Source organism: Haemophilus parainfluenzae T3T1 (assembly GCF_000210895.1).
Taxonomy (GTDB): domain Bacteria; phylum Pseudomonadota; class Gammaproteobacteria; order Enterobacterales; family Pasteurellaceae; genus Haemophilus_D; species Haemophilus_D parainfluenzae_A.
Window position 1 is genome coordinate 653950 of sequence record NC_015964.1, and the last position, 24732, is coordinate 678681.

The following is a 24732-nucleotide window of genomic DNA, read 5'->3' on the forward strand; positions in this document are numbered from 1 at the left end:
ATACGAAATAGACTCGTTTTTTGGTTGTTAGATTGGTAGCAAAGTACGCATAGTAATGTGCGTACTTCTTTTTTGTTTTTAGGAGCAATCATTATGATGATAGATAAACGCCTAATTAACACGGTGGCCGACAGTAAAAAATGGATTGGCATCACGGTGTTATGGAATTGGGTGGCGTTAATTGGTGGGATTATTAGTGCCGTCGTGTTTTCCTATATTTTACAGGCGGCTTATTTTAATGAATTGGGCCCGATAAGTGCGGTCATTTTGGGCATCGTTTTAATTGCTGCTTTGGCGTTGCGTGCCTTTGCGGGTAAAAAATCGGTGCAGGCCTCTTATTTTGCTAGTACGAAAGTCAAACATGAGCTGCGTAGCCTCATCTATCGAAAATTGGCTTCGATGCCACTTAACCAAGTGAATCAACAATCCACGTCAAACATCATTCAAGTGGCTTCAGAAGGTGTGGAGCAGCTTGAAATCTATTTCGGACGTTATTTACCTCAGCTTTTTTATAGCTTGCTTGCCCCGCTCACACTCTTCGCTTTTCTGATCTTTTTCAGCTTTAAAACAGCCTTAATCTTGTTGATTTGTGTGCCACTCATTCCAATGTCGATCATTGCAGTGAATAAAATTGCGAAAAAACTCTTGGCAAAATATTGGTCCATTTATGTGGGATTAGGCAGCAGTTTCTTAGATAACCTACAAGGTTTAATCACGCTGAAAATCTATCAAGATGATGCTTATAAAGCGAAAGCAATGGATGAGGAAGCAGAACATTTCCGCAAAATTACCATGAAAGTACTGACCATGCAGCTTAACTCGGTATCACTGATGGATTTACTTGCTTACGGTGGTGCAGCAATCGGGATTTTAACGGCTTTATTGCAATTCCAGGCCGATCAATTAACCGTATTAGGCGTCATTTTATTTATTCTGCTTTCTTCTGAATTCTTTATTCCACTTCGTTTATTGGGTTCTTTCTTCCATGTGGCGATGAATGGTAAAGCGGCATCCGATAAGATCTTTACATTGTTAGATACGCCAGTGGAAACTCAAACACAAGCGGTCAATTTTACAGCGAAAAATACCATTCAGGTGGATATTCAAGATCTGCATTTTGCTTACAGCGAAGAGAAACCAGCAATTACAGGTTTAGATTTAAGCATCTTACCAAATCAGCTTACGGTATTTGTGGGTAAAAGTGGTTGTGGTAAATCCACTTTGGTTTCATTGCTAATGGGCTTTAATAAGGCGCAACAAGGCAAAATTCTATTCAACGGCCAAGAAATTCAAGAGATTGATCGACATTCGTTTTATGAAAAAGTCTCTTTGGTGAGCCATAGCAGTTATGTGTTTAAAGGTACGCTGCGTGAAAATATGATGATGGCGAAAATTGATGCCACAGATGAGCAAATTTATGCGTGTTTAGAACAAGTCAATTTGGCGCAATTCGTTCGAGATAATGGTGGATTAGAGATGCAGTTATTAAGCCGTGGTGCGAATTTATCTGGCGGACAAATTCAACGTTTAGCGTTAGCTCGCGCGTTATTACACAATGCGGCGCTTTATATTTTTGACGAAGCGACCAGTAACATTGATGTGGAAAGCGAAGAAATTATTTTGCAGTTCATTCAGCAATTTAAACAACAGAAAACCATTGTGATGATTTCTCACCGCTTGGCGAATGCCGTGAATGCCGACTGCATTAATGTGCTTGAACAAGGCAAATTAATTGAGCAAGGCACACATAAAGAGCTCATGGAAAAACAAGGTGCGTATGCTGAAATGTTCCAACAACAAAAAGATTTAGAACAAATTAGAGAGGTGGCAAATGCGTAAAAATGGTTTTGTTGTGATGGGGCATTTGTTGAAATTAGTGACTCCATTGGCGCATATCATGGCGTTTACTATCACGATGGGAACGCTCGGTTTTCTTGCTGCCATTTTTATTATGGTGCTTGGGGCGATGGGTTTAGTAAATTTATTAAACTTTGACACCCACTTAAGTTTTTCTGGAATTTTGACCGCACTTATCGTATTGGCGGTGGCCCGTGGCGCATTGCGTTATTTAGAGCAAATGTCAGGGCACTATATTGCTTTTAAATTATTGGCATTATTGCGTGATAAAGTGTTTTCTTCTTTGCGCCGTTTGGCTTTTGTGAAGTTGCAAGACAAACAAGCGGGGCAATTAGTGTCATTAGTCACCAATGATATTGAATTGCTCGAAGTGTTCTATGCGCACACTATTGCACCGATTATGATTGCGTTCTTTACTTCTGCGATTTTATTGTTGGTCTTTGCTCATCTTTCAGGCTGGTTTGTGGTTGTGGCATTAGCCGCTTACTTAACAGTGGGTGTGATTTTACCGATTATCACCACTAAATTAGCGCGTGAAGATGGCAGACGCTATCGTGAATTAGTAGGCGAAATGAATGATTTCTTCCTCGACAGTGTGCGTGGTATGAAAGAGATCCAACTTTTCGGCTACGCAAAACAACGTTTAGATGAAATTCAACAACGCAGCCAAAAAATTGATACGGCTTTTGAACGCATTAAAGACCAAGAAGCGAAAGTACGTGTTTACACTGAAGTGGCGGTATCGGCGTTTAACATCATTATGTTATTCATGGGTTTAATTTTGTTTAGCCTAGATAAAATTGATTTTTCTGCCTTTTTAATTGGCGTGATTTTATTGATGTCGAGCTATGGCCCGGTTATTGCGTTAAGTAACCTTTCAAGCAACTTGTTACAAACCTTGGCTTCTGGTGAGCGTGTATTGAGCTTGCTAGCGGAAGAACCCGAATTAAAAGACGTAGAAAGTGCGGTCGATTTGAAGGATGTTTCTCGCATTGATGTTGAGAACGTAAGTTTTGCTTATGGTGAAGAACAAATTTTATCGGATGTTAGTTTATCAGTGAAAAAGGGTGAAATTTCAGGTATCCACGGCAGAAGTGGAAGCGGTAAAAGCACCTTGTTAAAACTGCTGATGCGTTTTTACGATCCTAAATCGGGTAGCATTAAAATTAATGGCGAAACCTTACCGAATATCAACACCCGTAGTTTGCGTGACAATATGGCGTACATCACTCAGCAAACCTATATTTTCAACGAAACCATCGAGGAAAATATCCGTCTTGCGCGCCGTGATGCAACACTAGACGAAATTATGGAAGCCGCGAAGAAAGCGTCAATTCATGATTTCATTTTGAGCTTGCCAGAAGGGTATCAAACGAAAATGACGGAATTGGGCGGTAACTTGTCTGATGGTGAAAAACAACGTATTGGTATTGCTCGTGCATTTTTGCACAATGCACCGATTATTTTACTTGATGAACCAACCAGTAATTTGGATAGCTTAAACGAGGCGATGATTTTGAAATCGTTATTGAATGTGAAAGCAGAAAAATTGATTATTCTTGTGAGTCATCGCCAATCGACTATGGCTATTTGTGATCAGGTGATTGGCATTGAGAATGGTAGAATGTCGTAAGGCAGTGAGAAAAAGAGCGGTCAAATTGACCGCTCTTTTTTATTTTCTTAATTTCACTAACTCAACTTCGTGATTTTCACCTTTTCTAAGAATCAGATTAGCGCGTTCACGAGTTGGCAGAATGTTTTGTTTTAAATTCAATCCGTTAATGTTATCCCAAATGTTGCTAGCAGTTTCAATGGCTTCCTGCTCAGAGAGATTGGCATAATGTTTAAAATAGGAATCCGGATTAGTGAAAGCACTTTGACGGAATTTTAAGAATCGCTTGATGTACCATTCTTTGAGCAAGTTCTCGTCTGCATCAACGTAAATAGAGAAATCCACAAAATCAGACACGAAGGTTTGATTCGCTTTGTTTGAACCTGTTTGAAGAACATTTAGTCCTTCTAAAATTAAAATATCCGGTTGGTCGACAATATCAAATTTATCAGGAACGATATCGTAAGTCAGATGAGAGTAAATAGGCGATTTTACAGATGGCTTGCCTGATTTGATATCAGCTAAAAAACGAATTAATTTGGCCGTATCATAAGAAATAGGAAAGCCTTTTTTCTGTAGCAAATCATCTTTTTTAAGTTTCTCTAATGGATAAAGAAAACCATCAGTAGTAATTAGATCAACTTTTCGTTCGGTAGGCCAGTGGGTCAGCAAAGATTGCAAAATACGTGCTGATGTACTTTTCCCGACTGCAACACTACCCGCAATACTAATGATGTAAGGGACTTTAGGGCTTTGTCCGCCTAGAAAACGATTTAAAACCGTTTGGCGACGAAGATTTTCATCAATGTAATAGTTAATCAGACGTGCAAGTGGCAGATAAATGGTGCTCACTTCATCAAGAGAAAGCTCTTCATTAAAACCTAAAAGCGGTTTAAGATCTTGCTCCGTTAATTTTAGCGGAACAGATTTTCTTAATTCAGCCCATTGTTGACGGCTAAAGTTCAGAAAGGGCGTGAGTTGTTCGATGATTTCCACGGTGTTTTATGTTTAGAGTGAAAAAAAATTGGACAAAATATACCCTATAAATGAGTTGTGATCATTGTTTTTTATTAAAACTGGTGAGATTTAAAGCAAGAATGTGGCTTTTTGCTTGTAAATTAGACGAATAGTTAAAAAAAACGTATTTTTCATAAAAAAAACTTGTCAGGCATAAAATTTTCCATATAATACGCCTCACTTGCTTACAACACGCCGACTTAGCTCAGTAGGTAGAGCAACTGACTTGTAATCAGTAGGTCACCAGTTCGATTCCGGTAGTCGGCACCATCCTTTAGTAAACAAGTATTCATTTAGCGTGGAGGGGTTCCCGAGCGGCCAAAGGGGGCAGACTGTAAATCTGTTGGCTCAGCCTTCGAAGGTTCGAATCCTTCTCCCTCCACCATTTTCTAAATGAATTCTGATGGGACAGATGAATTTAGGACTGCGGGCATCGTATAATGGCTATTACCTTAGCCTTCCAAGCTAATGATGCGGGTTCGATTCCCGCTGCCCGCTCCAAACGCTGATATAGCTCAGTTGGTAGAGCGCACCCTTGGTAAGGGTGAGGTCGGCGGTTCAAATCCGCCTATCAGCACCAGCCTTCCAAATTCCTCTTTCCTTTATTAAATAGTAATGATTTTATTGGTTAATGTGGTTTAATTTACCCATCGATAACCGTGTCTATTTAGAGGGACTCTTTAAATGTCTAAAGAAAAATTTGAACGTACAAAACCGCACGTAAACGTGGGTACAATCGGCCACGTTGACCACGGTAAAACAACTTTAACAGCAGCAATCACAACCGTATTAGCAAAACACTACGGTGGTGCAGCTCGTGCATTCGACCAAATCGATAACGCGCCAGAAGAAAAAGCGCGTGGTATCACCATCAACACTTCACACGTTGAATACGATACTCCAACTCGTCACTATGCACACGTTGACTGCCCAGGACACGCGGACTATGTTAAAAACATGATTACCGGTGCGGCGCAAATGGACGGTGCTATCTTAGTAGTAGCAGCGACAGATGGTCCAATGCCACAAACTCGTGAGCACATCTTATTAGGTCGCCAAGTAGGTGTACCTTACATCATCGTATTCTTAAACAAATGCGACATGGTAGATGACGAAGAGTTATTAGAATTAGTAGAAATGGAAGTTCGTGAACTTCTTTCTCAATATGACTTCCCAGGTGACGATACTCCAATCGTACGTGGTTCTGCATTACAAGCATTAAACGGCGTTGCAGAATGGGAAGAAAAAATCCTTGAGTTAGCAAACCACTTAGATACTTACATTCCAGAGCCAGAGCGTGCAATTGACCAACCGTTCCTTCTTCCAATCGAAGACGTGTTCTCAATTTCAGGTCGTGGTACAGTAGTAACAGGTCGTGTTGAGCGTGGTATCATTCGTACTGGTGATGAAGTTGAAATCGTTGGTATCAAACCAACAGCGAAAACAACAGTAACTGGTGTTGAAATGTTCCGTAAATTACTTGACGAAGGTCGTGCAGGTGAAAACATCGGTGCATTATTACGTGGTACCAAACGTGAAGAAATCGAACGTGGTCAAGTATTAGCGAAACCAGGTTCAATCACTCCACACACTGATTTCGAATCAGAAGTTTACGTATTATCAAAAGATGAAGGTGGTCGTCACACTCCATTCTTCAAAGGTTACCGTCCACAGTTCTATTTCCGTACAACTGACGTAACTGGTACAATCGAGTTACCAGAAGGCGTGGAAATGGTAATGCCTGGTGATAACATCAAAATGACAGTAAGCTTAATCCACCCAATCGCGATGGACCAAGGTTTACGTTTCGCAATCCGTGAAGGTGGCCGTACAGTAGGTGCAGGCGTTGTTGCGAAAATCATCAAATAATTGATGTATTAACTGTAACAAGTTAGATTAAGAAGGCGTATCGAAAGATACGCCTTTTTGTTTTTTATCAATGAATGTTGTTTTTATGATAGAAAGTGCGGTCAAAAATTGTGTTGTTTTGGTATGATACAGACTCATTTTTTATACAGGTGGTTTTATGCAACAACTTCCATTTAAAGCCGTTGTTTCTGATCTTGACGGTACATTACTCAATGCTAATCATGTAATTGGTGATTTTACAATTGAGATATTAAATAAATTAGAACAAAAAGGTGTTGATATTATTTTAGCGACAGGCCGTAATCACACGGATGTTTCTTCTATTTTAGGGAAGATTGGAGCGGAGCATGCTGTAATGATCACTTCCAATGGCGCGAGAGTACGCGATCTAAAAGGTAATCTTATTTATAGCAATAGTCTTCCAGAAGAAATCGTGCTTGAGTTGTATAAAATCCCTTTTGATCGTACCAAGATTTGTATCAATACTTATCAAGATGATGGTTGGTTTATCAATACAGATGTGCCTGAATTAGCAAAATATCATAAGGATTCAGGCTTCATGTATGAGGTGGTTGATTTCACAAAACACCATGGAAGAGGAACTGAAAAAGTATTTTTTATTGCTCATGATCCTAAAGAACTAATAGAACTAGAAAATTATCTCAGAACACATTTCGGGGATAAAACCACAATTGTTTATTCAGCGGTAACTTGCTTAGAGGTCATGAACAAAAATGTATCGAAAGGTGATGCATTAGCTCATCTATTAGAAAATAGAAATTATGAATTAAAAGATTGTATTGCTTTTGGCGATGGCCAGAATGATGTTGAAATGCTTTCTTTGACTGGTAAAGGTTATGTGATGGCAAATGCTGATCCTCGTTTAAAAGAAGCTTGCCCTGAATTGGAAGAGATTGGGTTCAATAAAGACGAAGCGGTAGCCAAACATTTGGCGGAGCTTTTTGGTATCAAATAAATGTTTCAGTCGCTTATTCTTGTTAGCACAGGCGCAGCCATCGGAGCATCCTTACGATGGGGATTGGGTCTTTGGTTGAATTCACTATTTAGCACACTTGCATTTGGTACACTTGTGGCGAACTTTATTGGCTGTTTTTTGATGGGGATTTTAGTGGCCGCCTTTTGGTTATTTCCTCAATTTAGCCCTGAATGGCGATTATTCTTAGTGACTGGATTTCTTGGTGCTCTCACCACCTTTTCTTCTTTTTCAGGCGAAGTAATAGAACTCTTTTTTAAAGAAGAGTGGGTAAATGGATTGTTCGTTTTAGTGAGCCATTTAGTTGGTTGTTTAATTTTTACCGTATTAGGGATTTATTTCTTTAGGCTCATCAGTCTTCTATTCCATTTCCGATAAAATCGCTAAATTCTTCAGAATAAAATCCATGAGAGAGCATATACTGCCAAATTTTTTGTTTGCTTTTGATTGGTTGAGGTTCTGCATAATTAGGAAACTTTTTGTGTAGAACCTTTTCTGCTATTTCAATCCAATTAATTTCACTTTCTGCGAGAACTTCATTGATTACATCTGAAGATACACCTTTCAGTTGACGTAATTCTTGTTTGATACGATTTGCACCATACCCACGTTGCGAACGTGCGTGTAAATAATTTTCAGCAAATCGCTTATCATTTTGCCAGTTTTTTTTCTGACAGTAAGCAATCGTTTCATCGATCTCATCTTCTGTAAATGCTTTTTCCTGCATTTTATTGCGTAGTTCAAATTCGCTATATTCACGTCGAGCAAGTAAATTAACAACATAGCTCAAGGAAAGAGAAGACATAAAAATTCCTTTTAGGTGAAATACGGGTGAAATGAAAAGTGCGGTCAATTTTGACCGCACTTTTAGTGATTAGAAATCGCTTTCTGCGTCATCATTAGATTGTTCAATGTCCGCCATTAATGCTTGTTCTGGGTTAGCGACTAATTCAGCACGAAGCTTCGCTTCAAGTTCATCTGATTTTGCAGGGTTTTCATGTAACCACTTCATTGCATTGGCTTTACCTTGGCCAATTTTTTCACCGTTATATGCATACCATGCACCGGATTTCTCAACAAGTTTGTGTTTAACGCCAAGTTCAATTAATTCGCCAGCTTTAGAGATACCTTCTCCATAAAGAATTTGGAAATCTACTTGGCGGAAAGGTGCGGCTAATTTGTTTTTAACTACTTTTACACGAGTTTCGTTACCAATAACCTCATCTCCATCTTTAACTGAACCTGTACGACGGATATCTAAACGAACAGAAGAGTAGAATTTTAGCGCGTTACCACCAGTTGTGGTTTCTGGGTTACCAAACATGACACCAATTTTCATACGAATTTGGTTAATGAAGATAACAAGACAGTTTGCATTTTTGATTTGACCGGTTAATTTACGTAGTGCTTGAGACATTAAACGCGCTTGTAAACCCATGTGTGAATCTCCCATTTCACCTTCAATTTCAGCTTTCGGGGTAAGTGCAGCAACTGAGTCTACAATGACCACATCTACAGCTCCAGAGCGTACTAAGGCATCACAAATTTCAAGTGCTTGTTCACCATTGTCTGGCTGGGAGACTAAAAGTTCTTTCACATCAACGCCAAGTTTTGCTGCATAAATAGGATCAAGTGCATGCTCCGCATCGATAAACGCACAGGTTTTACCTACTTTTTGTGCTTGAGCGATAACAGATAAAGTTAAGGTTGTTTTACCAGAAGATTCAGGTCCAAAAATTTCAACAATACGACCCATTGGTAAACCACCAATACCAAGAGCGACATCAAGACCTAAAGAACCCGTTGAAACAGATTCAACATCAAGGGCTTGAGTATCGCCCAATTTCATAATTGAGCCTTTACCGAATTGCTTTTCAATTTGACCAAGTGCTGCGGCGAGCGCTTTTTGCTTTTCTTCTTGAGTTGCCATATAAAACCTTCTTGAATAGAGTTATCTAAATTTGGCCAGATTATATCTGTATTGATGTACAGTATCAAGAGAAAATTTTTTCCTTGATGAAAAAATGTGAACTAGATTCCAAACTTGAGAAATAGTTTATTTAAAATCAACTTCTTAAGTATTTTTTTAGATCTTGAATTTGTGCTGAAAGAATTTTTTCACCCAGTTCATATACAGTTCTTATTTTGGTTTCATCTCGTTCTAATCGACCTATATTGAGTGATACATTTGGGCGAATTACAAAGATTTTATTTTCTTTTTCTAAACGAATAATTTCTTCTACTTGTTCATTATAAGTGCGGTAGCGATTTTCTAAGGTTTTAACTAAGTGTGGATAGTTGCGATAAAAAAGCTTGAATAAAAAAGAAGAAGATTTTGTTTTACGGTAGTCGATAGGTTGGGTTAAAACAACGATGATTTTATCACAACCGAGATCTTGTGCTTTTTCAAATGGAATACTATCAGCAATTCCGCCGTCTAGATATTTTTGTCCATTAATTTCCACAAATTTTGAGACGAAAGGCATCGCAGAGGTTGCTCTGAAGTATTCCATTTCTTTGAAAACATTTTCGATTTTGAAATATTCAGCTTTACCATTCTCAATGTTTGTGGTGGCTAAATAGAAATCAATGTGAGATTTTTCAAATTCATTTTGATCAAAAGGATCGAGATTAAAGGGGAGATCATAGAAAGCAAAATCTTTATTGACAATGTTGCCAGTTGTAAAAAGGCTATTAAATCCCATATAACGTTTATCTTTAAGATATTTTAGGTTATATCTCAACGCTCTTTCTTTTTGATTGGATGCATAATTTATGCCAAATAATGCGCCCGCAGAAACGCCAATAATTTTATCTATCTGAATGTTTTGTTCCATGAGGGCATCAAGAACGCCTGCGGTAAACATTCCTCTCATGCCGCCACCTTCAAGAACGAGTCCTACTGTCATTTTTACTCCTGTATTCTAAAAAATTTTAATGATTAAATATTAAACTATAAGCTTATTTTTTCTTATCTAGTTGTTTATCAATAAATAAATTTTACATTTGCGATCTTTCTCACAAATTTGAAATTTTATATTCGTCACCTTTAACTGATTATGATATAACCATTTTTGAGAAGTACTTCTTGGTATAGTCGTATGTGATTAACCTTAAGTAAGGAGGAGTTTTAAAATGAAAACTCTCATAATCCCAAATGATCATATCAGTAAAGTATGTGATTTGTTAAATCAACTTATCGGAGATGTAACAAGTAAAAATCTATTTACGGGATATGGCTTGTTTCATAAAGAAAAAGATATGTTTGCTGTTTGGGCAAATAATAAGGTTTACTTACGAGCTAAGGATGAGCTTTCCATAAAACTAAAAGGACTTGGATGTAAACCTTTTACAACAAATGAACTCAATAAGCGCTTCGTATTATCTGATTATTATGCTTTAACTGAAAGTATCTTGAAAGATAATGTCTTAATGAGAACCTTGATCATTCTTTCAATTACTCAAATAAGGAAGGAAAAACTCGATTCTGCACTCTCTAAGATTGGACGGATTCGTGATTTACCGAATTTATCGGTTAAGTATGAACGAGCATTAAAGAAAGTGGGTATTGATAATGTCGATATTTTACGACAAATAGGTGCTGAAAATGCAATTGTTCGTTTGAAGAAAGCGGACATTGGTGCAACTGAAGCTTTTTATTGGCGACTTCGTGGCGCTTTAGAAAATCGTAATTGTGAGTTTTATACTGAGAAAGAAAAGGAGAGAGGGCTTAATAAACTTAATGAAATACTTTCTGCAAATGGATTTAGGCGCTGTAAACGAACTTTAAAAAAGGTTTAATAGCATAACTTAAAGGTGTTTGCGTCTAAAAAATCATCTATCGATAAATTTTTTTTAAAAAGTGCTTGCGTGGATTTCAAAAATCCCTATAATGCACCCCACACAACGACGCGCTGTTGTGAATCTTTAATAAAACCAGTGCGTCGTTGTTTTTTGCTCTTTAACAATATATCAGACAATCTGTGTGGGCACTTGTTGATTGACTTGTTTTAAAAATATTTTTTAATTTTGAAGTCTTAATAGGTGCTAACTAGAAATTCATAATACTTTTTTAAGTAGTGACATTTTATGTCAGCAGTATTGAGCGATTGAACTTGAATTGAAGAGTTTGATCATGGCTCAGATTGAACGCTGGCGGCAGGCTTAACACATGCAAGTCGAACGGTAACATAAAGAAGCTTGCTTCTTTGATGACGAGTGGCGGACGGGTGAGTAATGCTTGGGAATCTAGCTTATGGAGGGGGATAACTACGGGAAACTGTAGCTAATACCGCGTAATATCGAAAGATTAAAGTGTGGGACCTTCGGGCCACATGCCATAGGATGAGCCCAAGTGGGATTAGGTAGTTGGTGAGGTAAAGGCTCACCAAGCCGACGATCTCTAGCTGGTCTGAGAGGATGACCAGCCACACTGGGACTGAGACACGGCCCAGACTCCTACGGGAGGCAGCAGTGGGGAATATTGCGCAATGGGGGCAACCCTGACGCAGCCATGCCGCGTGAATGAAGAAGGCCTTCGGGTTGTAAAGTTCTTTCGGTAGCGAGGAAGGCATTTAGTTTAATAGACTAGGTGATTGACGTTAACTACAGAAGAAGCACCGGCTAACTCCGTGCCAGCAGCCGCGGTAATACGGAGGGTGCGAGCGTTAATCGGAATAACTGGGCGTAAAGGGCACGCAGGCGGTGACTTAAGTGAGGTGTGAAAGCCCCGGGCTTAACCTGGGAATTGCATTTCATACTGGGTCGCTAGAGTACTTTAGGGAGGGGTAGAATTCCACGTGTAGCGGTGAAATGCGTAGAGATGTGGAGGAATACCGAAGGCGAAGGCAGCCCCTTGGGAATGTACTGACGCTCATGTGCGAAAGCGTGGGGAGCAAACAGGATTAGATACCCTGGTAGTCCACGCTGTAAACGATGTCGATTTGGGGGTTGAGCTTTAAGTTTGGCGCCCGTAGCTAACGTGATAAATCGACCGCCTGGGGAGTACGGCCGCAAGGTTAAAACTCAAATGAATTGACGGGGGCCCGCACAAGCGGTGGAGCATGTGGTTTAATTCGATGCAACGCGAAGAACCTTACCTACTCTTGACATCCAGAGAACTTTCCAGAGATGGATTGGTGCCTTCGGGAACTCTGAGACAGGTGCTGCATGGCTGTCGTCAGCTCGTGTTGTGAAATGTTGGGTTAAGTCCCGCAACGAGCGCAACCCTTATCCTTTGTTGCCAGCGATTAGGTCGGGAACTCAAAGGAGACTGCCGGTGATAAACCGGAGGAAGGTGGGGATGACGTCAAGTCATCATGGCCCTTACGAGTAGGGCTACACACGTGCTACAATGGCGTATACAGAGGGAAGCGATAGTGCGAGCTGGAGCGAATCTCACAAAGTACGTCTAAGTCCGGATTGGAGTCTGCAACTCGACTCCATGAAGTCGGAATCGCTAGTAATCGCAAATCAGAATGTTGCGGTGAATACGTTCCCGGGCCTTGTACACACCGCCCGTCACACCATGGGAGTGGGTTGTACCAGAAGTAGATAGCTTAACCTTCGGGAGGGCGTTTACCACGGTATGATTCATGACTGGGGTGAAGTCGTAACAAGGTAACCGTAGGGGAACCTGCGGTTGGATCACCTCCTTACCAAAAACGAGAGACAATAAGTGTCCACACAGATTGATTGATATATTGTAGAAAATGAATGAAGAGAGAAAAGTGCGTAAGCAAAATGTAAGATAGAGTATCTTTATTTGTTGTCCCCATCGTCTAGAGGCCTAGGACATCGCCCTTTCACGGCGGTAACCGGGGTTCGAATCCCCGTGGGGACGCCAAATAAAGATAACTTTATTATCTTCTGTTCTTTAACAACCAGGAAACAAGCTGAAAAACTGAAGAGACTTTCAAGTCCTTTAAGGATAAGAAAAAGTCTGAGTAAGAATAAAATCTTGATTGAACAAAAGCAATCAAGTGTTTAGTTGAAAACACAACATCAAGAATTTTTGAGGTTGTATAGTTAAGTGACTAAGCGTACAAGGTGGATGCCTTGGCAATCAGAGGCGATGAAGGACGTGCTAATCTGCGAAAAGCTTGGATGAGTCGATAAGAGGCGTTTAATCCAAGATGTCCGAATGGGGAAACCCAGTAGATGAAGAATCTACTATCACTTACTGAATCCATAGGTAAGTGAGGCAAACCGGGAGAACTGAAACATCTAAGTACCCCGAGGAAAAGAAATCAACCGAGATTTCGTTAGTAGCGGCGAGCGAACGCGAAGGAGCCTGTTAGTGATAATGACAGAGACAGAGGAACAAGCTGGGAAGCTTGGCGATACAGGGTGATAGCCCCGTACTCGAAGTCCAGGTCATGGTACTAAGCTAACGATAAGTAGGGCGGGACACGTGATATCCTGTTTGAAGATGGGGGGACCATCCTCCAAGGCTAAATACTCCTGATTGACCGATAGTGAACCAGTACTGTGAAGGAAAGGCGAAAAGAACCCCGGTGAGGGGAGTGAAATAGAACCTGAAACCTTGTACGTACAAGCAGTGGGAGCCCTTTTAAGGGTGACTGCGTACCTTTTGTATAATGGGTCAGCGACTTATATTTTGTAGCGAGGTTAACCGAATAGGGGAGCCGAAGGGAAACCGAGTCTTAACTGGGCGTCTAGTTGCAAGGTATAGACCCGAAACCCGGTGATCTAGCCATGGGCAGGTTGAAGGTTGGGTAACACTAACTGGAGGACCGAACCGACTAATGTTGAAAAATTAGCGGATGACTTGTGGCTGGGGGTGAAAGGCCAATCAAACCGGGAGATAGCTGGTTCTCCCCGAAATCTATTTAGGTAGAGCCTTGAGCGGACACCTTCGGGGGTAGAGCACTGTTTCGGCTAGGGGTCCATCCCGGATTACCAACCCGATGCAAACTACGAATACCGAAGAGTGATACTCAGGAGACACACGGCGGGTGCTAACGTCCGTCGTGGAGAGGGAAACAACCCAGACCGCCAGCTAAGGTCCCAAAGTCTATATTAAGTGGGAAACGAAGTGGGAAGGCTTAGACAGCTAGGATGTTGGCTTAGAAGCAGCCATCATTTAAAGAAAGCGTAATAGCTCACTAGTCGAGTCGGCCTGCGCGGAAGATGTAACGGGGCTCAAATATAGCACCGAAGCTGCGGCATCAGACGAAAGTCTGTTGGGTAGGGGAGCGTTCTGTAAGCGGATGAAGGTGGCTCGAGAGGGCTGCTGGACGTATCAGAAGTGCGAATGCTGACATAAGTAACGATAAAACGGGTGAAAAACCCGTTCGCCGGAAGACCAAGGGTTCCTGTCCAACGTTAATCGGGGCAGGGTGAGTCGGCCCCTAAGGCGAGGCTGAAAAGCGTAGTCGATGGGAAACGGGTTAATATTCCCGTACTTGGATAAACTGCGATGTGGGGACGGAGCAGGTTAGGTTATCGCACTGTTGGATATGTGCGTTTAAGTTTGTAGGTGTGAAGTTTAGGCAAATCCGGACTTCTTTAACACTGAGAGATGATGACGAGGCTCTACGGAGCTGAAGTAACCGATACCACACTTCCAGGAAAAGCCACTAAGCTTCAGGTTTATCTAAACCGTACTGAAAACCGACACAGGTGGTCAGGTAGAGAATACTCAGGCGCTTGAGAGAACTCGGGTGAAGGAACTAGGCAAAATAGCACCGTAACTTCGGGAGAAGGTGCGCCGGCGTAGATTGTAGTCCCTTGCGGGCGAAGGTTGAACCGGTCGAAGATACCAGCTGGCTGCAACTGTTTATTAAAAACACAGCACTCTGCAAACACGAAAGTGGACGTATAGGGTGTGATGCCTGCCCGGTGCTGGAAGGTTAATTGATGGTGTAATCGAAAGAGAAGCTCCTGATCGAAGCCCCAGTAAACGGCGGCCGTAACTATAACGGTCCTAAGGTAGCGAAATTCCTTGTCGGGTAAGTTCCGACCTGCACGAATGGCATAATGATGGCCAGGCTGTCTCCACCCGAGACTCAGTGAAATTGAAATCGCCGTGAAGATGCGGTGTACCCGCGGCTAGACGGAAAGACCCCGTGAACCTTTACTATAGCTTGACACTGAACATTGAATTTTGATGTGTAGGATAGGTGGGAGACTATGAAGATGATACGCCAGTATTGTTGGAGTCGTCCTTGAAATACCACCCTTTAACGTTTGATGTTCTAACGAAGATTACGAAACGTGGTCTCGGACAGTGTCTGGTGGGTAGTTTGACTGGGGCGGTCTCCTCCCAAAGAGTAACGGAGGAGCACGAAGGTTTGCTAATGACGGTCGGACATCGTCAGGTTAGTGCAATGGTATAAGCAAGCTTAACTGCGAGACAGACAAGTCGAGCAGGTACGAAAGTAGGTCATAGTGATCCGGTGGTTCTGAATGGAAGGGCCATCGCTCAACGGATAAAAGGTACTCCGGGGATAACAGGCTGATACCGCCCAAGAGTTCATATCGACGGCGGTGTTTGGCACCTCGATGTCGGCTCATCACATCCTGGGGCTGAAGTAGGTCCCAAGGGTATGGCTGTTCGCCATTTAAAGTGGTACGCGAGCTGGGTTTAGAACGTCGTGAGACAGTTCGGTCCCTATCTGCCGTGGGCGTTGGAGAATTGATTGGGGCTGCTCCTAGTACGAGAGGACCGGAGTGGACGCACCACTGGTGTTCCGGTTGTGTCGCCAGACGCATTGCCGGGTAGCTAAGTGCGGAAGAGATAAGTGCTGAAAGCATCTAAGCACGAAACTTGCCAAGAGATGAGTTCTCCCTGTCTTTAAGACAGTAAGGGTTGTTTAAGACTAAGACGTAGATAGGTCTGGTGTGTAAGCGGTGCGAGCCGTTGAGCTAACAGATACTAATTGCCCGAGAGGCTTAACTATACAACGCTCAAGGGTTTTGGGTGTTGAGAAGACGAAACAAACTCAGAGAAGAAAGAGAAAGTTTTGAAGTTAAATCAGCTTGTTTGGTTGTGAGCGCTAGAGATAGCGGAACAGAAAGAAATAGAGTTATTAAAGGAATAATCCTGGCGGCGATAGAGCGGTGGTCCCACCTGACCCCATACCGAACTCAGAAGTGAAACGCCGATGCGCCGATGGTAGTGTGGGGCTTCCCCATGTGAGAGTAGGACACCGCCAGGTACTGAATAGAAGAACCCCGAGCTGAATGGCTTGGGGTTTTTTTGTTTATGGAGTTTTAGCAAAGTGTTGATTCTATGATACAATCACCGCCGTAATTTTAATAAAACAAGAGAAAATATGACCGCACTTAATGTATTAATTTATCCAGATGATCACCTTAAGGTTGTTTGTGAGCCAGTTGTAGAAGTCAATGATGACATTCGTAAAATTGTAGATGATATGTTTGATACGATGTACCAAGAAGAAGGCATTGGTCTTGCTGCTCCACAGGTAGATATCTTGCAGCGTATTATTACGATTGATATTGAAGGTGACAAACAAAATCAATTAGTGTTGATTAATCCAGAAATTTTGGCTTCTGAAGGTGAAACAGGCATTGAAGAAGGTTGTTTATCTATTCCTGGATTCCGTGCTTTAGTGCCTCGTAAAGAAAAAGTCACGGTAAAAGCGTTAGATCGTCATGGAAAAGAATTTACGCTTGATGCGGATGGTTTATTAGCAATCTGTATTCAACATGAGATCGATCATTTGAACGGTATTTTATTTGTGGATTATCTTTCACCGTTGAAACGTCAACGTATCAAAGAAAAATTAGTGAAATATAAAAAACAAATTGCAAAACAATAATCAAAAGTGCGGTATAAAATGACCGCACTTTTCCTATCAACGCCATAACGTAGAACATTATGAAACCATTGAATATCATCTTTGCCGGTACGCCGGACTTCGCAGCACAACATCTTGCTGCACTCTTAAATTCACATCACAATATTATTGCTGTTTATACGCAGCCAGATAAACCGGCTGGCCGCGGTAAAAAATTGCAGGCGAGTCCTGTAAAGCAATTAGCAGAACAGCATCAAATTCCTGTTTATCAACCAAAATCCTTGCGTAAAGAAGAAGCACAAGCAGAGCTTAAAGCGTTAAATGCCGATGTGATGGTTGTTGTCGCTTATGGTTTGATTTTACCTCAAGCAGTGTTAGATATGCCTCGTTTAGGTTGTTTAAATGTGCATGGCTCTCTGTTGCCACGTTGGCGTGGCGCTGCACCTATTCAGCGATCTATTTGGGCTGGAGATCAACAAACAGGTGTGACAATTATGCAGATGGATGCAGGCTTAGATACTGGCGATATGTTACACAAAGTGTATTGTGATATTGATGCGCAAGAAACCTCCGCCTCGCTTTACCATAAGTTAGCTGAAATTGCGCCGTCTGCATTGATTGATGTTTTGGATCATTTGGAAGAAGGGAAATTCATTGCAGAAAAACAAGATGATAGCCAAAGTAACTATGCAGAGAAACTTTCCAAAGAAGAGGCTAAATTAGATTGGTCGCTATCGGCAGTCCAGCTTGAACGCAATATCCGCGCGTTTAATCCTTGGCCGATTAGTTTCCTACAGTTAACTGATGAGCAAGGTAATGAACAAACCTTAAAAATTTATGCTGCAGCGGTATTGCCACATGTGGATAAACCAGCTGGGACGATTTTAAGTGTCGATAAAAAAGGTATCCAAATTGCCACGAAAGAAGGCGTTTTAAATTTATTGCAACTTCAGCCCGCAGGCAAGAAACCTATGTCTGTGCAAGACTTCCTCAATGGTCGAGCAGATTGGTTCCAGGTTGGTAAGGTTCTAAACTAATGGTATTTCAACGAAAAAAAACGGAAAAATCGACCGCACTTTCGGTACGCGCTATTGCTGCTCAAGTGATTTTACAGGTTTTAGATCAAGGTAAGTCCTTATCAACGTTGCTTCCTGAAGTGCAATCGCAGGTAAAACCACAGGATTTACCTTTATTACAGGAAATCACCTTTGGTATTTGTCGCGTATTGCCTCGTTTAGAAAATATTATAAAAAAACTATTAGATAAGCCATTGAAGGGGAAAACCCGCATCGTGCACTGCTTGCTATTGGTGGGATTGTACCAATTACTTTATATGCGCGTGCCCGCTCATGCGGCGGTAGATGAAGTGGTGAACGCCACAAAATCATTAAAATCAGATAGTTTCCGTGGTTTGGTTAATGGTGTACTGCGTCGTTTCTTACGGGAGCAAGAGGATATTCTTGCTGTAGTAGATAAGCATTGGCAAACGCTTCATCCTGAATGGTTTGTGAATAAACTCAAAAAAGCTTATCCGAATTGGCGTGAAATTATTGAGGCGAATAACCAAAAGCCACCAATGTGGTTACGGGTCAATCAACAGCAAAATAACACGAAAACTTACAGCACTTTGTTGGAAGAGCAAGAGATAGCAGCATTTGAATGTGATAACCCACATGCTTTGCGTTTAGCTCAACCACTTTCTGTCTCAAAACTACCAAATTTTGAACAAGGTGCAGTAACTGTTCAGGATCTCAATGCGCAATGGTCGGCCTTATTGCTTGAGCCACAAAATGGTGAATTAATTTTAGATGCTTGCGCGGCGCCAGGTGGGAAAACTACGCATATTTTAGAAATGGCGCCACAAGCGAAAGTGATTGCGCTTGATGTCGAGGCTCATCGCTTAAAACGCGTCGAAGAAAATCTTACCCGTTTGAATCAACAGGCGACAGTCGTTTGTGGTGATGCGACCGAGCCTGAAAAATGGCTTTCAGAAATAGGTTTAAATGGTGCATCCTTTGATCGTATTTTATTAGATGCACCTTGCTCAGCAACGGGCGTGATTCGTCGCCATCCAGATATTAAATGGTTACGTCAAGAAACAGATATTGCTCAATTGGTTGCCTTACAAGGACAAATTCTAAAAGCGCTTTGGGCAAAATTGAAACCTAATGGCATTTTGCTTTATGCGACTTGCTCGGTGCTTCCCGATGAGAATAGTCAGCAAATACAGCATCTTTTAGCTGAAACATCTGATGCAGAATTAATGCCATTGCCGTTTGAACAAACGGAAAATACGATTGGAATCCAATTCTTACCACAAGAGAATGGCGGGGATGGTTTCTATTATGCAAAATTGAGAAAACGGTCAGCTTAAATGAATTTGCCTTTAATTGATGTCGTCATTCCTTGCTATAACGCTGAACAAACGCTTGTTCGTGCAGTAGAGTCTGTGTTGCAGCAAAATAATCTTGGTCTCCTTTGGCTGATTGATGATGCCTCGACAGATAATACATTAGCATTAGCCTTACAGCTTGCAAAACAATATCCAGACAGAATTTCTGTCGAACAAATGCCGAAAAATAGTGGCGTTGCGATGGCTCGAAATTGGGGGGCGATGCTCTCTGCTAAAAGTGCAGTCGATTTTGTCGCATTTTTAGATGCGGATGATGCATACGAACCTGGAGCATTGGAAGTGGCTTCGGCAACATTTTATTTTCAGCCAGATACTTCGGTCGTGAGATTAGCATTAAAGCCGATAAATTTAGCCCAACATTATGCGGAACACCCTAATTTTGATCAGGCATGGCAATATATGCGCATGACCTGCGGGGGAAATATCGTTTTCAATAAAGCTTTTTTCTTAGCGTGTGGCGGATTTCCTACACATCAATTATTCCGAGAGCTCGGCGGTGAAGATGGCGCTTTAGGCATTGCAACCACTAAAACGGCAAAAGTAGCGACATTATTTGAAGATGTAGGCGTGTTGCATTTTTGTCGTGAAGGGATGCATGCAGAACGTTTGCTCGATGGTCTGTTATTTGGTAAACAAGATTCTTCGATTACTTCAGAAAAAATGGCAGAAGCAGAACAAGTAACGGCGACCATTTGTCGCCGCATTGAAACATTAAAGTGCGGTCTAAATTCAGCTGAAATTGGTATCCGACCTTTGGTTGTGGAGAGAACAGAATGAAAATAATCATCTTAGGTGCAGGACAAGTAGGCACAACACTTGCGGCAAATTTAGTGAGTGAAGATAACGATATCACACTAGTCGATAATGAATCTCAACATTTGCAGAATTTGCAAGATAAGCATGATTTACGTGTGGTTAAAGGTTCGCCTTCTTCACCCAAGATTTTACGAGATGCTGGGGCAGCAGATGCAGACTTGATGGTTGCCGTAACCGCATCTGATGAAACTAATATGATTGCTTGCCAGTTGGGATATACACTTTTCAACACACCAACTCGTATTGCACGTATTCGTAATGCGGAATATTTGCGTGAGAAAGATAAATTATTTAATGATGAAAACGTGCCCATCGATCATCTGATTTCGCCAGAGAATTTAGTTACAGATGAGATTACACGCTTAATTGCTTATCCAGGTGCGTTGCAAGTGGCGCATTTTGCCAATAATCGAATTAGCATTGTGATCGTAAAAGCGTATTACGGCGGTCCATTAGTAGGCTATGCGTTATCCGCTTTTAAAGAGCATATGCCACATATTGATTGCCGTATCATTTCAATTTTACGTAATGATAAATTAATTCGCCCGCAAGGTTCGACCATTATTGAGGCGGGAGATGAAATCACCTTCATTTGTGCGACAGAACACATTAAAGCGGTAATGAGCGAATTGCAACGCCTTGAGAAAACTTACAAGCGTATCATGATTGTCGGCAGCGGGAATATTGCCTCTGGTGTTGCAAAACAGCTAGAAGATAAGTATCAAGTAAAACTCATTGAGCGTGATGGTGAAAAAGCAAAAGTGTTGGCAGAGAAACTCTCTAAAACCCTTGTTTTCCATGGTGACGCCTCTGATCAAAACCTACTTTTTGAAGAACATATCGAAAACGTCGATGTCTTTTTATCATTAAGTGCGGACGATGAAGCCAATATTATGTCGGCGTTACTGGCAAAACGTCTTGGTGCTAAAAAAGCCATGGTACTGATTCAGCGCATGGCATATATCAATTTGATTCAAGGTGGAACCATTGATATTGCGGTTTCACCACAACAAGCGACAATTTCCGCTTTATTAGGACATGTGCGTAAAGGGGATATCAAAAACGTGGCATCTTTGCGTCATGGTACTGCGGAAGCCATTGAACTTGTGGTACATGGCGATTCGACCACATCCAATGTGGTTGGAAGACAGATTGGCGATATTAAACTTCCAGTTGGTGCAATGATTGCGGCAATTTTACGTAAAAATGAGGTTATCATTGCACGTCGTCAGGTGACCATTGAAGAAAGTGATAGTGTCATTGTTTATATTAATGACAAGAAATCTGTGTCAGAAATAGAAAAATTATTCCAACCAAGTGCATTTTTTATTTAAATAATAGTTTACTTTTTAATCTGAAAATCTATAATACGCACTCTTTTAATTTTTTAAACCAACACAAAAGGAAATTTTATGAGCTTTCTTAAAGAATTCCGCGAATTCGCAATGCGCGGCAACGTAGTAGATATGGCAGTCGGTGTGATCATCGGTGGTGCTTTTGGTAAAATCGTAAGTTCACTTGTCGGTGACGTAGTAATGCCTGTATTAGGTATTTTAACTGGTGGCGTAGATTTCAAAGATTTAAAAATCACGTTAGCAGAAGCGGTAGGTGAAACTCCTGCAGTAACATTAAACTACGGTGTATTTATTCAAAACGTCTTTGATTTCATCATTATTGCATTTGCAATCTTCATGATGATCAAAGGTATCAACAAAGTGAAAAAACCAGTAGAAGAAGTAAAAGGTCCTTCACAAGAAGAATTACTTACTGAAATTCGCGATTTATTAAAAAAATAATAAGAATTTAATCTAAATAAAGAAAGGTTGGTATTTTACCAACCTTTTCTTTTACCTAAAATTTAAGCTTTTAATAATAATGCGACGGCCTCGCAAGCAATGCCTTCACTTCTACCGGTAAAACCAAGTTTTTCTGTTGTGGTTGCTTTCACGTTTACTTGCTCAATATCACAATGTAAATCTTCTGCAATTTTCGCTCGCATTGCATCTATATGAGGACGCATTTTAGGGGCTTGAGCAATAATGGTTACATCCACATTACCGACCTTATAGCCTTTTGCTTGTACTTGGCTGAATGCTTCTCGTAATAAAACACGGCTATCTGCATTCTTATATTGCATATCGGTATCAGGGAAGAGTTTACCAATATCACCTAATGCTACTGCACCTAATAAAGCATCTGTTAAGGCATGTAAGGCGACATCACCATCAGAATGGGCAATAAACCCAGTGTGGTAAGGCACTTCAACGCCACCAATAATTAAAGGGCGGTCTTCACCAAAGGCATGAACATCAAACCCATGTCCGATTCGTATCATAGCGTTTTCCTTGTTAAATAAAATTCGGCTAAAGCTAAATCTTCTGGACGCGTGACTTTAATATTATCACTTCGTCCTGCGACTAAGTGCGGTTGAAATCCGGCTAGTTCCATCGCAGAGGCTTCATCTGTAATATTGGCGCCTTGAGAAAGCCCCTGTTTAAGTGCATTTCTTAATAGATCGCAACGGAAAAATTGAGGCGTCTGAGCAAGCCAGAGTTCAGTGCGATCTTCTGTTTTAATAATATTTTGTTGTTTATTCGCGCGTTTAATCGTATCGACCGCTGGAATAGCTAAAATAGCACCTTGCTCATCATCGATTTGGAGCAATTTATCTAAATCTTGATGTGTTAAACAAGGTCTGGCTGCATCATGCACCAACACCCAAGCATGGTCATTTTTGATAGCGTTGAGTCCATTTAGAACTGACTCTGCTCGTGTTTCTCCCCCTTCAACTAGGGTGATATTTTGATGAGGGAATAAGGTAATTTCAGAAAGATAGGGATCATTTTTTCCCACCGCAAGGATAACGTGATTGATTGCAGTATGGGATAGAATGACTGAGAGCGTATGTTCCAGAATCGTCTTGTCTAGGATTTTTAGATATTGCTTCGGTTTGTTTGCCTGCATACGGCTTCCAACGCCTGCAGCAGGAATGACGGCAATAATTTCGCGGCTCATTATTTATGCTCTTTGACGATGTGATAGAACACTTCGTTTGGTTTGACCATATCATGGCTCATGCGTGCACGCTCTTCAATGGATTCAAAACCTTTTGTTAATCCTTGAATTTCGGCGGAAATCATTTGATTTCTTTGTGAGAGCTTTTCATTTTCAGCTTTATTCTCTTTGATTTGAGCTTCGACATCTTTGTAGTCAAAATAGCCATTTTTACCAAACCAAAGATCGTACTGAAATAGCACGAGAATACCCACTAAAATTCCAATGAAAAGACGCATAAATTACCTATTATTTCTGAAAACTGGGGATAGTTTACCGTGAAATACAGCGAAATGCGATGAAAAAGTGCGGTTAAAAAATAAGATGATTTTTGAAGTGATTTCATCGGGCTTGTTAGATTACTTCAGAATGAAAAATGTGATCTATCTCACAAATTAGTTATAAACTTTGATAAATCCATAGTCACTGCCCAAATAGGCTTGCTATACTTTTGTCTGTCATTATGACTTTTTAACAAGAAGGAACAATCAATGAAAACAACATTAAAACTTACCGCTATTGCAGCGATGTCAGCATTTATTTTAACGGGTTGCGCGACTCAAAATAAAAGTGCAGAAGCTGATGCACAGCTTCAACAACAAGCGGTATTAGGTCTAAACTGGATTCAACAATCAGGTGAATACCAAGCCCTTTCTTACCAAGCATACAATGCGGCAAAAGTAGCATTTGATCACGCTAAAGTGAAAAAAGGTAAGAAAAAAGCCGTTGTGGTGGATTTAGATGAAACCATGTTAGATAACAGCCCTTATGCAGGTTGGCAAGTTCAAAACAACAAACCATTTGATGGCAAAGACTGGACTCGTTGGGTAGAAGCGCGTCAATCAGGTGTGGTACCAGGTGCAGTAGAATTCAATAACTATGTAAATACCCACGGCGGTAAAATGTTCTACGTTTCTAATCGTAAAGAAAGCAATGAAAAAGCAGGTACGATTGATGACATGAAACGTTTAGGTTTTAATGGTGTTGAAGATTCAGCGTTTTACTTGAAAAAAGATAAATCACCAAAAGCAGCACGTTTTGAAGAAATTGAAAAACAAGGCTATGAAATCGTCGTTTATGTGGGTGATAACCTCGATGACTTCGGCGATGAAATCTACGGTAAACAAAATGCAGAACGTCGTGATTTCGTGGCACAAAACAAAGCGAAATTTGGTAAAACATTCATCGTTTTACCTAACCCGAACTACGGCGGTTTTGAAGGTGGTTTAGCGAAAGATTACTTCAAAGGCGATTCAAGCAGCAAAGTGAAAGCACGTTTAGATGCAATTAAGGCTTGGGATGGTAAATAATT

General features: G+C 41.0%; 20 protein-coding genes, 5 tRNA genes and 3 rRNA genes. 21 read left to right on the forward strand and 7 right to left on the reverse strand.

Translation table 11 applies throughout. The annotated features are described in order from the left end of the window. Positions 1–93: 93 nt before the first annotated feature. Positions 94–1839, forward strand: a complete 1746-nt coding sequence (locus PARA_RS03280; RefSeq protein WP_014064539.1) for an ABC transporter ATP-binding protein/permease — start codon at positions 94–96, stop codon at positions 1837–1839. Continuing rightward, entirely contained in the window at positions 1832–3490 is a 1659-nt protein-coding gene (cydC, locus tag PARA_RS03285) for a thiol reductant ABC exporter subunit CydC (protein WP_014064540.1), read from the forward strand. The genes PARA_RS03280 and cydC overlap by 8 nt, the downstream gene beginning before the upstream one ends. 39 nt (positions 3491–3529) lie before the next feature. Here the strand turns inward: cydC and coaA are convergent, their stop codons facing one another. Further along, a complete protein-coding gene (coaA, locus tag PARA_RS03290; RefSeq protein WP_014064541.1) occupies positions 3530–4465 on the reverse strand; it encodes a type I pantothenate kinase in 936 nt (311 codons plus the stop codon). A 215-nt stretch (positions 4466–4680) separates the two neighbouring features. Here coaA and PARA_RS03295 point away from each other — a divergent pair. The 7 genes from PARA_RS03295 (at position 4681) to crcB (ending at position 7727) form a co-directional block, all read left to right on the forward strand. After that, a tRNA-Thr gene (locus PARA_RS03295) sits at positions 4681–4756 on the forward strand. A 30-nt stretch (positions 4757–4786) separates the two neighbouring features. Continuing rightward, a tRNA-Tyr gene (locus PARA_RS03300) sits at positions 4787–4871 on the forward strand. A 41-nt stretch (positions 4872–4912) separates the two neighbouring features. Further along, positions 4913–4987: transfer RNA gene (locus tag PARA_RS03305), tRNA-Gly, on the forward strand. A gap of 3 nt (positions 4988–4990) precedes the next feature. Further along, positions 4991–5066 (forward strand) — tRNA-Thr (locus tag PARA_RS03310). A 104-nt stretch (positions 5067–5170) separates the two neighbouring features. Beyond that, on the forward strand, positions 5171–6355 hold the full coding sequence (gene tuf / locus PARA_RS03315; RefSeq protein WP_005635637.1) for an elongation factor Tu: 1185 nt from the start codon (positions 5171–5173) through the stop codon (positions 6353–6355). A 157-nt stretch (positions 6356–6512) separates the two neighbouring features. After that, complete coding sequence (locus PARA_RS03320; RefSeq protein WP_014064542.1) at positions 6513–7331, forward strand: Cof-type HAD-IIB family hydrolase; 819 nt, start codon at positions 6513–6515, stop codon at positions 7329–7331. Next, a complete protein-coding gene (crcB, locus tag PARA_RS03325; RefSeq protein WP_014064543.1) occupies positions 7332–7727 on the forward strand; it encodes a fluoride efflux transporter CrcB in 396 nt (131 codons plus the stop codon). Here crcB and recX read toward each other — a convergent pair. From recX to PARA_RS03340, 3 genes are all read right to left on the reverse strand, one after another. Beyond that, entirely contained in the window at positions 7702–8154 is a 453-nt protein-coding gene (gene recX, locus PARA_RS03330) for a recombination regulator RecX (protein ID WP_014064544.1), read from the reverse strand. The two genes, crcB and recX, sit on opposite strands and share 26 nt — an antisense overlap. 69 nt (positions 8155–8223) lie before the next feature. Then, the gene (gene recA, locus PARA_RS03335; RefSeq protein WP_014064545.1) at positions 8224–9279 is read right to left on the reverse strand and encodes a recombinase RecA; all 1056 of its coding nucleotides are present in this window, start codon (positions 9277–9279) and stop codon (positions 8224–8226) included. A 136-nt stretch (positions 9280–9415) separates the two neighbouring features. Continuing rightward, complete coding sequence (locus PARA_RS03340) at positions 9416–10258, reverse strand: patatin-like phospholipase family protein (protein WP_014064546.1); 843 nt, start codon at positions 10256–10258, stop codon at positions 9416–9418. A 226-nt stretch (positions 10259–10484) separates the two neighbouring features. Between PARA_RS03340 and PARA_RS03345 the strand changes: the two genes are divergently transcribed. The 11 genes from PARA_RS03345 (at position 10485) to mscL (ending at position 22162) form a co-directional block, all read left to right on the forward strand. Beyond that, positions 10485–11150: a TfoX/Sxy family DNA transformation protein gene (locus PARA_RS03345; RefSeq protein WP_014064547.1), complete on the forward strand. Its 666-nt coding sequence runs from the start codon at positions 10485–10487 to the stop codon at positions 11148–11150. A gap of 316 nt (positions 11151–11466) precedes the next feature. Beyond that, positions 11467–13006 (forward strand): 16S ribosomal RNA (locus PARA_RS03350). A 112-nt stretch (positions 13007–13118) separates the two neighbouring features. Continuing rightward, positions 13119–13194: transfer RNA gene (locus PARA_RS03355), tRNA-Glu, on the forward strand. Between the two features lie 180 nt (positions 13195–13374). Continuing rightward, positions 13375–16273, forward strand: a 23S ribosomal RNA gene (locus PARA_RS03360). Positions 16274–16415: 142 nt separating this feature from the next. Next, positions 16416–16531: ribosomal RNA gene (gene rrf, locus PARA_RS03365) — 5S ribosomal RNA — on the forward strand. Together the 16S, 23S and 5S rRNA genes with 1 tRNA gene alongside form the textbook arrangement of a ribosomal RNA operon. A 117-nt stretch (positions 16532–16648) precedes the next feature. Further along, the gene (gene def / locus PARA_RS03370; protein WP_014064548.1) at positions 16649–17158 is read left to right on the forward strand and encodes a peptide deformylase; all 510 of its coding nucleotides are present in this window, start codon (positions 16649–16651) and stop codon (positions 17156–17158) included. 59 nt (positions 17159–17217) lie between these two features. Continuing rightward, a complete protein-coding gene (gene fmt / locus PARA_RS03375) occupies positions 17218–18174 on the forward strand; it encodes a methionyl-tRNA formyltransferase (protein ID WP_014064549.1) in 957 nt (318 codons plus the stop codon). Beyond that, positions 18174–19511: a 16S rRNA (cytosine(967)-C(5))-methyltransferase RsmB gene (rsmB, locus tag PARA_RS03380; RefSeq protein WP_014064550.1), complete on the forward strand. Its 1338-nt coding sequence runs from the start codon at positions 18174–18176 to the stop codon at positions 19509–19511. Before fmt ends, rsmB begins: the two co-directional genes overlap by 1 nt. Further along, positions 19512–20327, forward strand: coding sequence for a glycosyltransferase family 2 protein (locus PARA_RS03385; RefSeq protein WP_014064551.1), 816 nt, complete (start codon positions 19512–19514; stop codon positions 20325–20327). It begins immediately after the preceding gene. Continuing rightward, positions 20324–21700, forward strand: a complete 1377-nt coding sequence (gene trkA, locus PARA_RS03390; protein ID WP_014064552.1) for a Trk system potassium transporter TrkA — start codon at positions 20324–20326, stop codon at positions 21698–21700. The genes PARA_RS03385 and trkA overlap by 4 nt, the downstream gene beginning before the upstream one ends. A gap of 78 nt (positions 21701–21778) precedes the next feature. Next, positions 21779–22162, forward strand: coding sequence for a large-conductance mechanosensitive channel protein MscL (mscL, locus tag PARA_RS03395; protein ID WP_014064553.1), 384 nt, complete (start codon positions 21779–21781; stop codon positions 22160–22162). A gap of 62 nt (positions 22163–22224) precedes the next feature. Here the strand turns inward: mscL and ispF are convergent, their stop codons facing one another. From ispF to ftsB, 3 genes are read right to left on the reverse strand one after another with little or no spacing between them, the layout of a single operon-like run. Continuing rightward, entirely contained in the window at positions 22225–22701 is a 477-nt protein-coding gene (gene ispF, locus PARA_RS03400; RefSeq protein WP_014064554.1) for a 2-C-methyl-D-erythritol 2,4-cyclodiphosphate synthase, read from the reverse strand. Next, positions 22698–23381, reverse strand: coding sequence for a 2-C-methyl-D-erythritol 4-phosphate cytidylyltransferase (gene ispD / locus PARA_RS03405; RefSeq protein WP_014064555.1), 684 nt, complete (start codon positions 23379–23381; stop codon positions 22698–22700). The genes ispF and ispD overlap by 4 nt, the downstream gene beginning before the upstream one ends. Beyond that, the gene (ftsB, locus tag PARA_RS03410) at positions 23381–23659 is read right to left on the reverse strand and encodes a cell division protein FtsB (protein WP_014064556.1); all 279 of its coding nucleotides are present in this window, start codon (positions 23657–23659) and stop codon (positions 23381–23383) included. The genes ispD and ftsB overlap by 1 nt, the downstream gene beginning before the upstream one ends. Positions 23660–23911: 252 nt before the next feature. On the opposite strand from ftsB, the gene PARA_RS03415 reads away from it, so the two are divergent. Continuing rightward, positions 23912–24730, forward strand: coding sequence for a 5'-nucleotidase, lipoprotein e(P4) family (locus PARA_RS03415; protein WP_014064557.1), 819 nt, complete (start codon positions 23912–23914; stop codon positions 24728–24730). Positions 24731–24732: the final 2 nt, after the last annotated feature.

Excerpts from the sequence above, each read along its gene's own strand:
- PARA_RS03280 (WP_014064539.1), top strand. The coding sequence starts at position 94 with ATGATGATAGATAAACGCCTAATTAACACGGTGGCCGACAGTAAAAAA.
- cydC (WP_014064540.1), top strand. The coding sequence starts at position 1,832 with ATGCGTAAAAATGGTTTTGTTGTGATGGGGCATTTGTTGAAATTAGTG.
- tuf (WP_005635637.1), top strand. The coding sequence starts at position 5,171 with ATGTCTAAAGAAAAATTTGAACGTACAAAACCGCACGTAAACGTGGGT.
- PARA_RS03320 (WP_014064542.1), top strand. The coding sequence starts at position 6,513 with ATGCAACAACTTCCATTTAAAGCCGTTGTTTCTGATCTTGACGGTACA.
- crcB (WP_014064543.1), top strand. The coding sequence starts at position 7,332 with ATGTTTCAGTCGCTTATTCTTGTTAGCACAGGCGCAGCCATCGGAGCA.
- recX (WP_014064544.1), bottom strand. The coding sequence starts at position 8,154 with ATGTCTTCTCTTTCCTTGAGCTATGTTGTTAATTTACTTGCTCGACGT.
- recA (WP_014064545.1), bottom strand. The coding sequence starts at position 9,279 with ATGGCAACTCAAGAAGAAAAGCAAAAAGCGCTCGCCGCAGCACTTGGT.
- PARA_RS03340 (WP_014064546.1), bottom strand. The coding sequence starts at position 10,258 with ATGACAGTAGGACTCGTTCTTGAAGGTGGCGGCATGAGAGGAATGTTT.
- PARA_RS03345 (WP_014064547.1), top strand. The coding sequence starts at position 10,485 with ATGAAAACTCTCATAATCCCAAATGATCATATCAGTAAAGTATGTGAT.
- def (WP_014064548.1), top strand. The coding sequence starts at position 16,649 with ATGACCGCACTTAATGTATTAATTTATCCAGATGATCACCTTAAGGTT.
- fmt (WP_014064549.1), top strand. The coding sequence starts at position 17,218 with ATGAAACCATTGAATATCATCTTTGCCGGTACGCCGGACTTCGCAGCA.
- rsmB (WP_014064550.1), top strand. The coding sequence starts at position 18,174 with ATGGTATTTCAACGAAAAAAAACGGAAAAATCGACCGCACTTTCGGTA.
- PARA_RS03385 (WP_014064551.1), top strand. The coding sequence starts at position 19,512 with ATGAATTTGCCTTTAATTGATGTCGTCATTCCTTGCTATAACGCTGAA.
- trkA (WP_014064552.1), top strand. The coding sequence starts at position 20,324 with ATGAAAATAATCATCTTAGGTGCAGGACAAGTAGGCACAACACTTGCG.
- mscL (WP_014064553.1), top strand. The coding sequence starts at position 21,779 with ATGAGCTTTCTTAAAGAATTCCGCGAATTCGCAATGCGCGGCAACGTA.
- ispF (WP_014064554.1), bottom strand. The coding sequence starts at position 22,701 with ATGATACGAATCGGACATGGGTTTGATGTTCATGCCTTTGGTGAAGAC.
- ispD (WP_014064555.1), bottom strand. The coding sequence starts at position 23,381 with ATGAGCCGCGAAATTATTGCCGTCATTCCTGCTGCAGGCGTTGGAAGC.
- ftsB (WP_014064556.1), bottom strand. The coding sequence starts at position 23,659 with ATGCGTCTTTTCATTGGAATTTTAGTGGGTATTCTCGTGCTATTTCAG.
- PARA_RS03415 (WP_014064557.1), top strand. The coding sequence starts at position 23,912 with ATGAAAACAACATTAAAACTTACCGCTATTGCAGCGATGTCAGCATTT.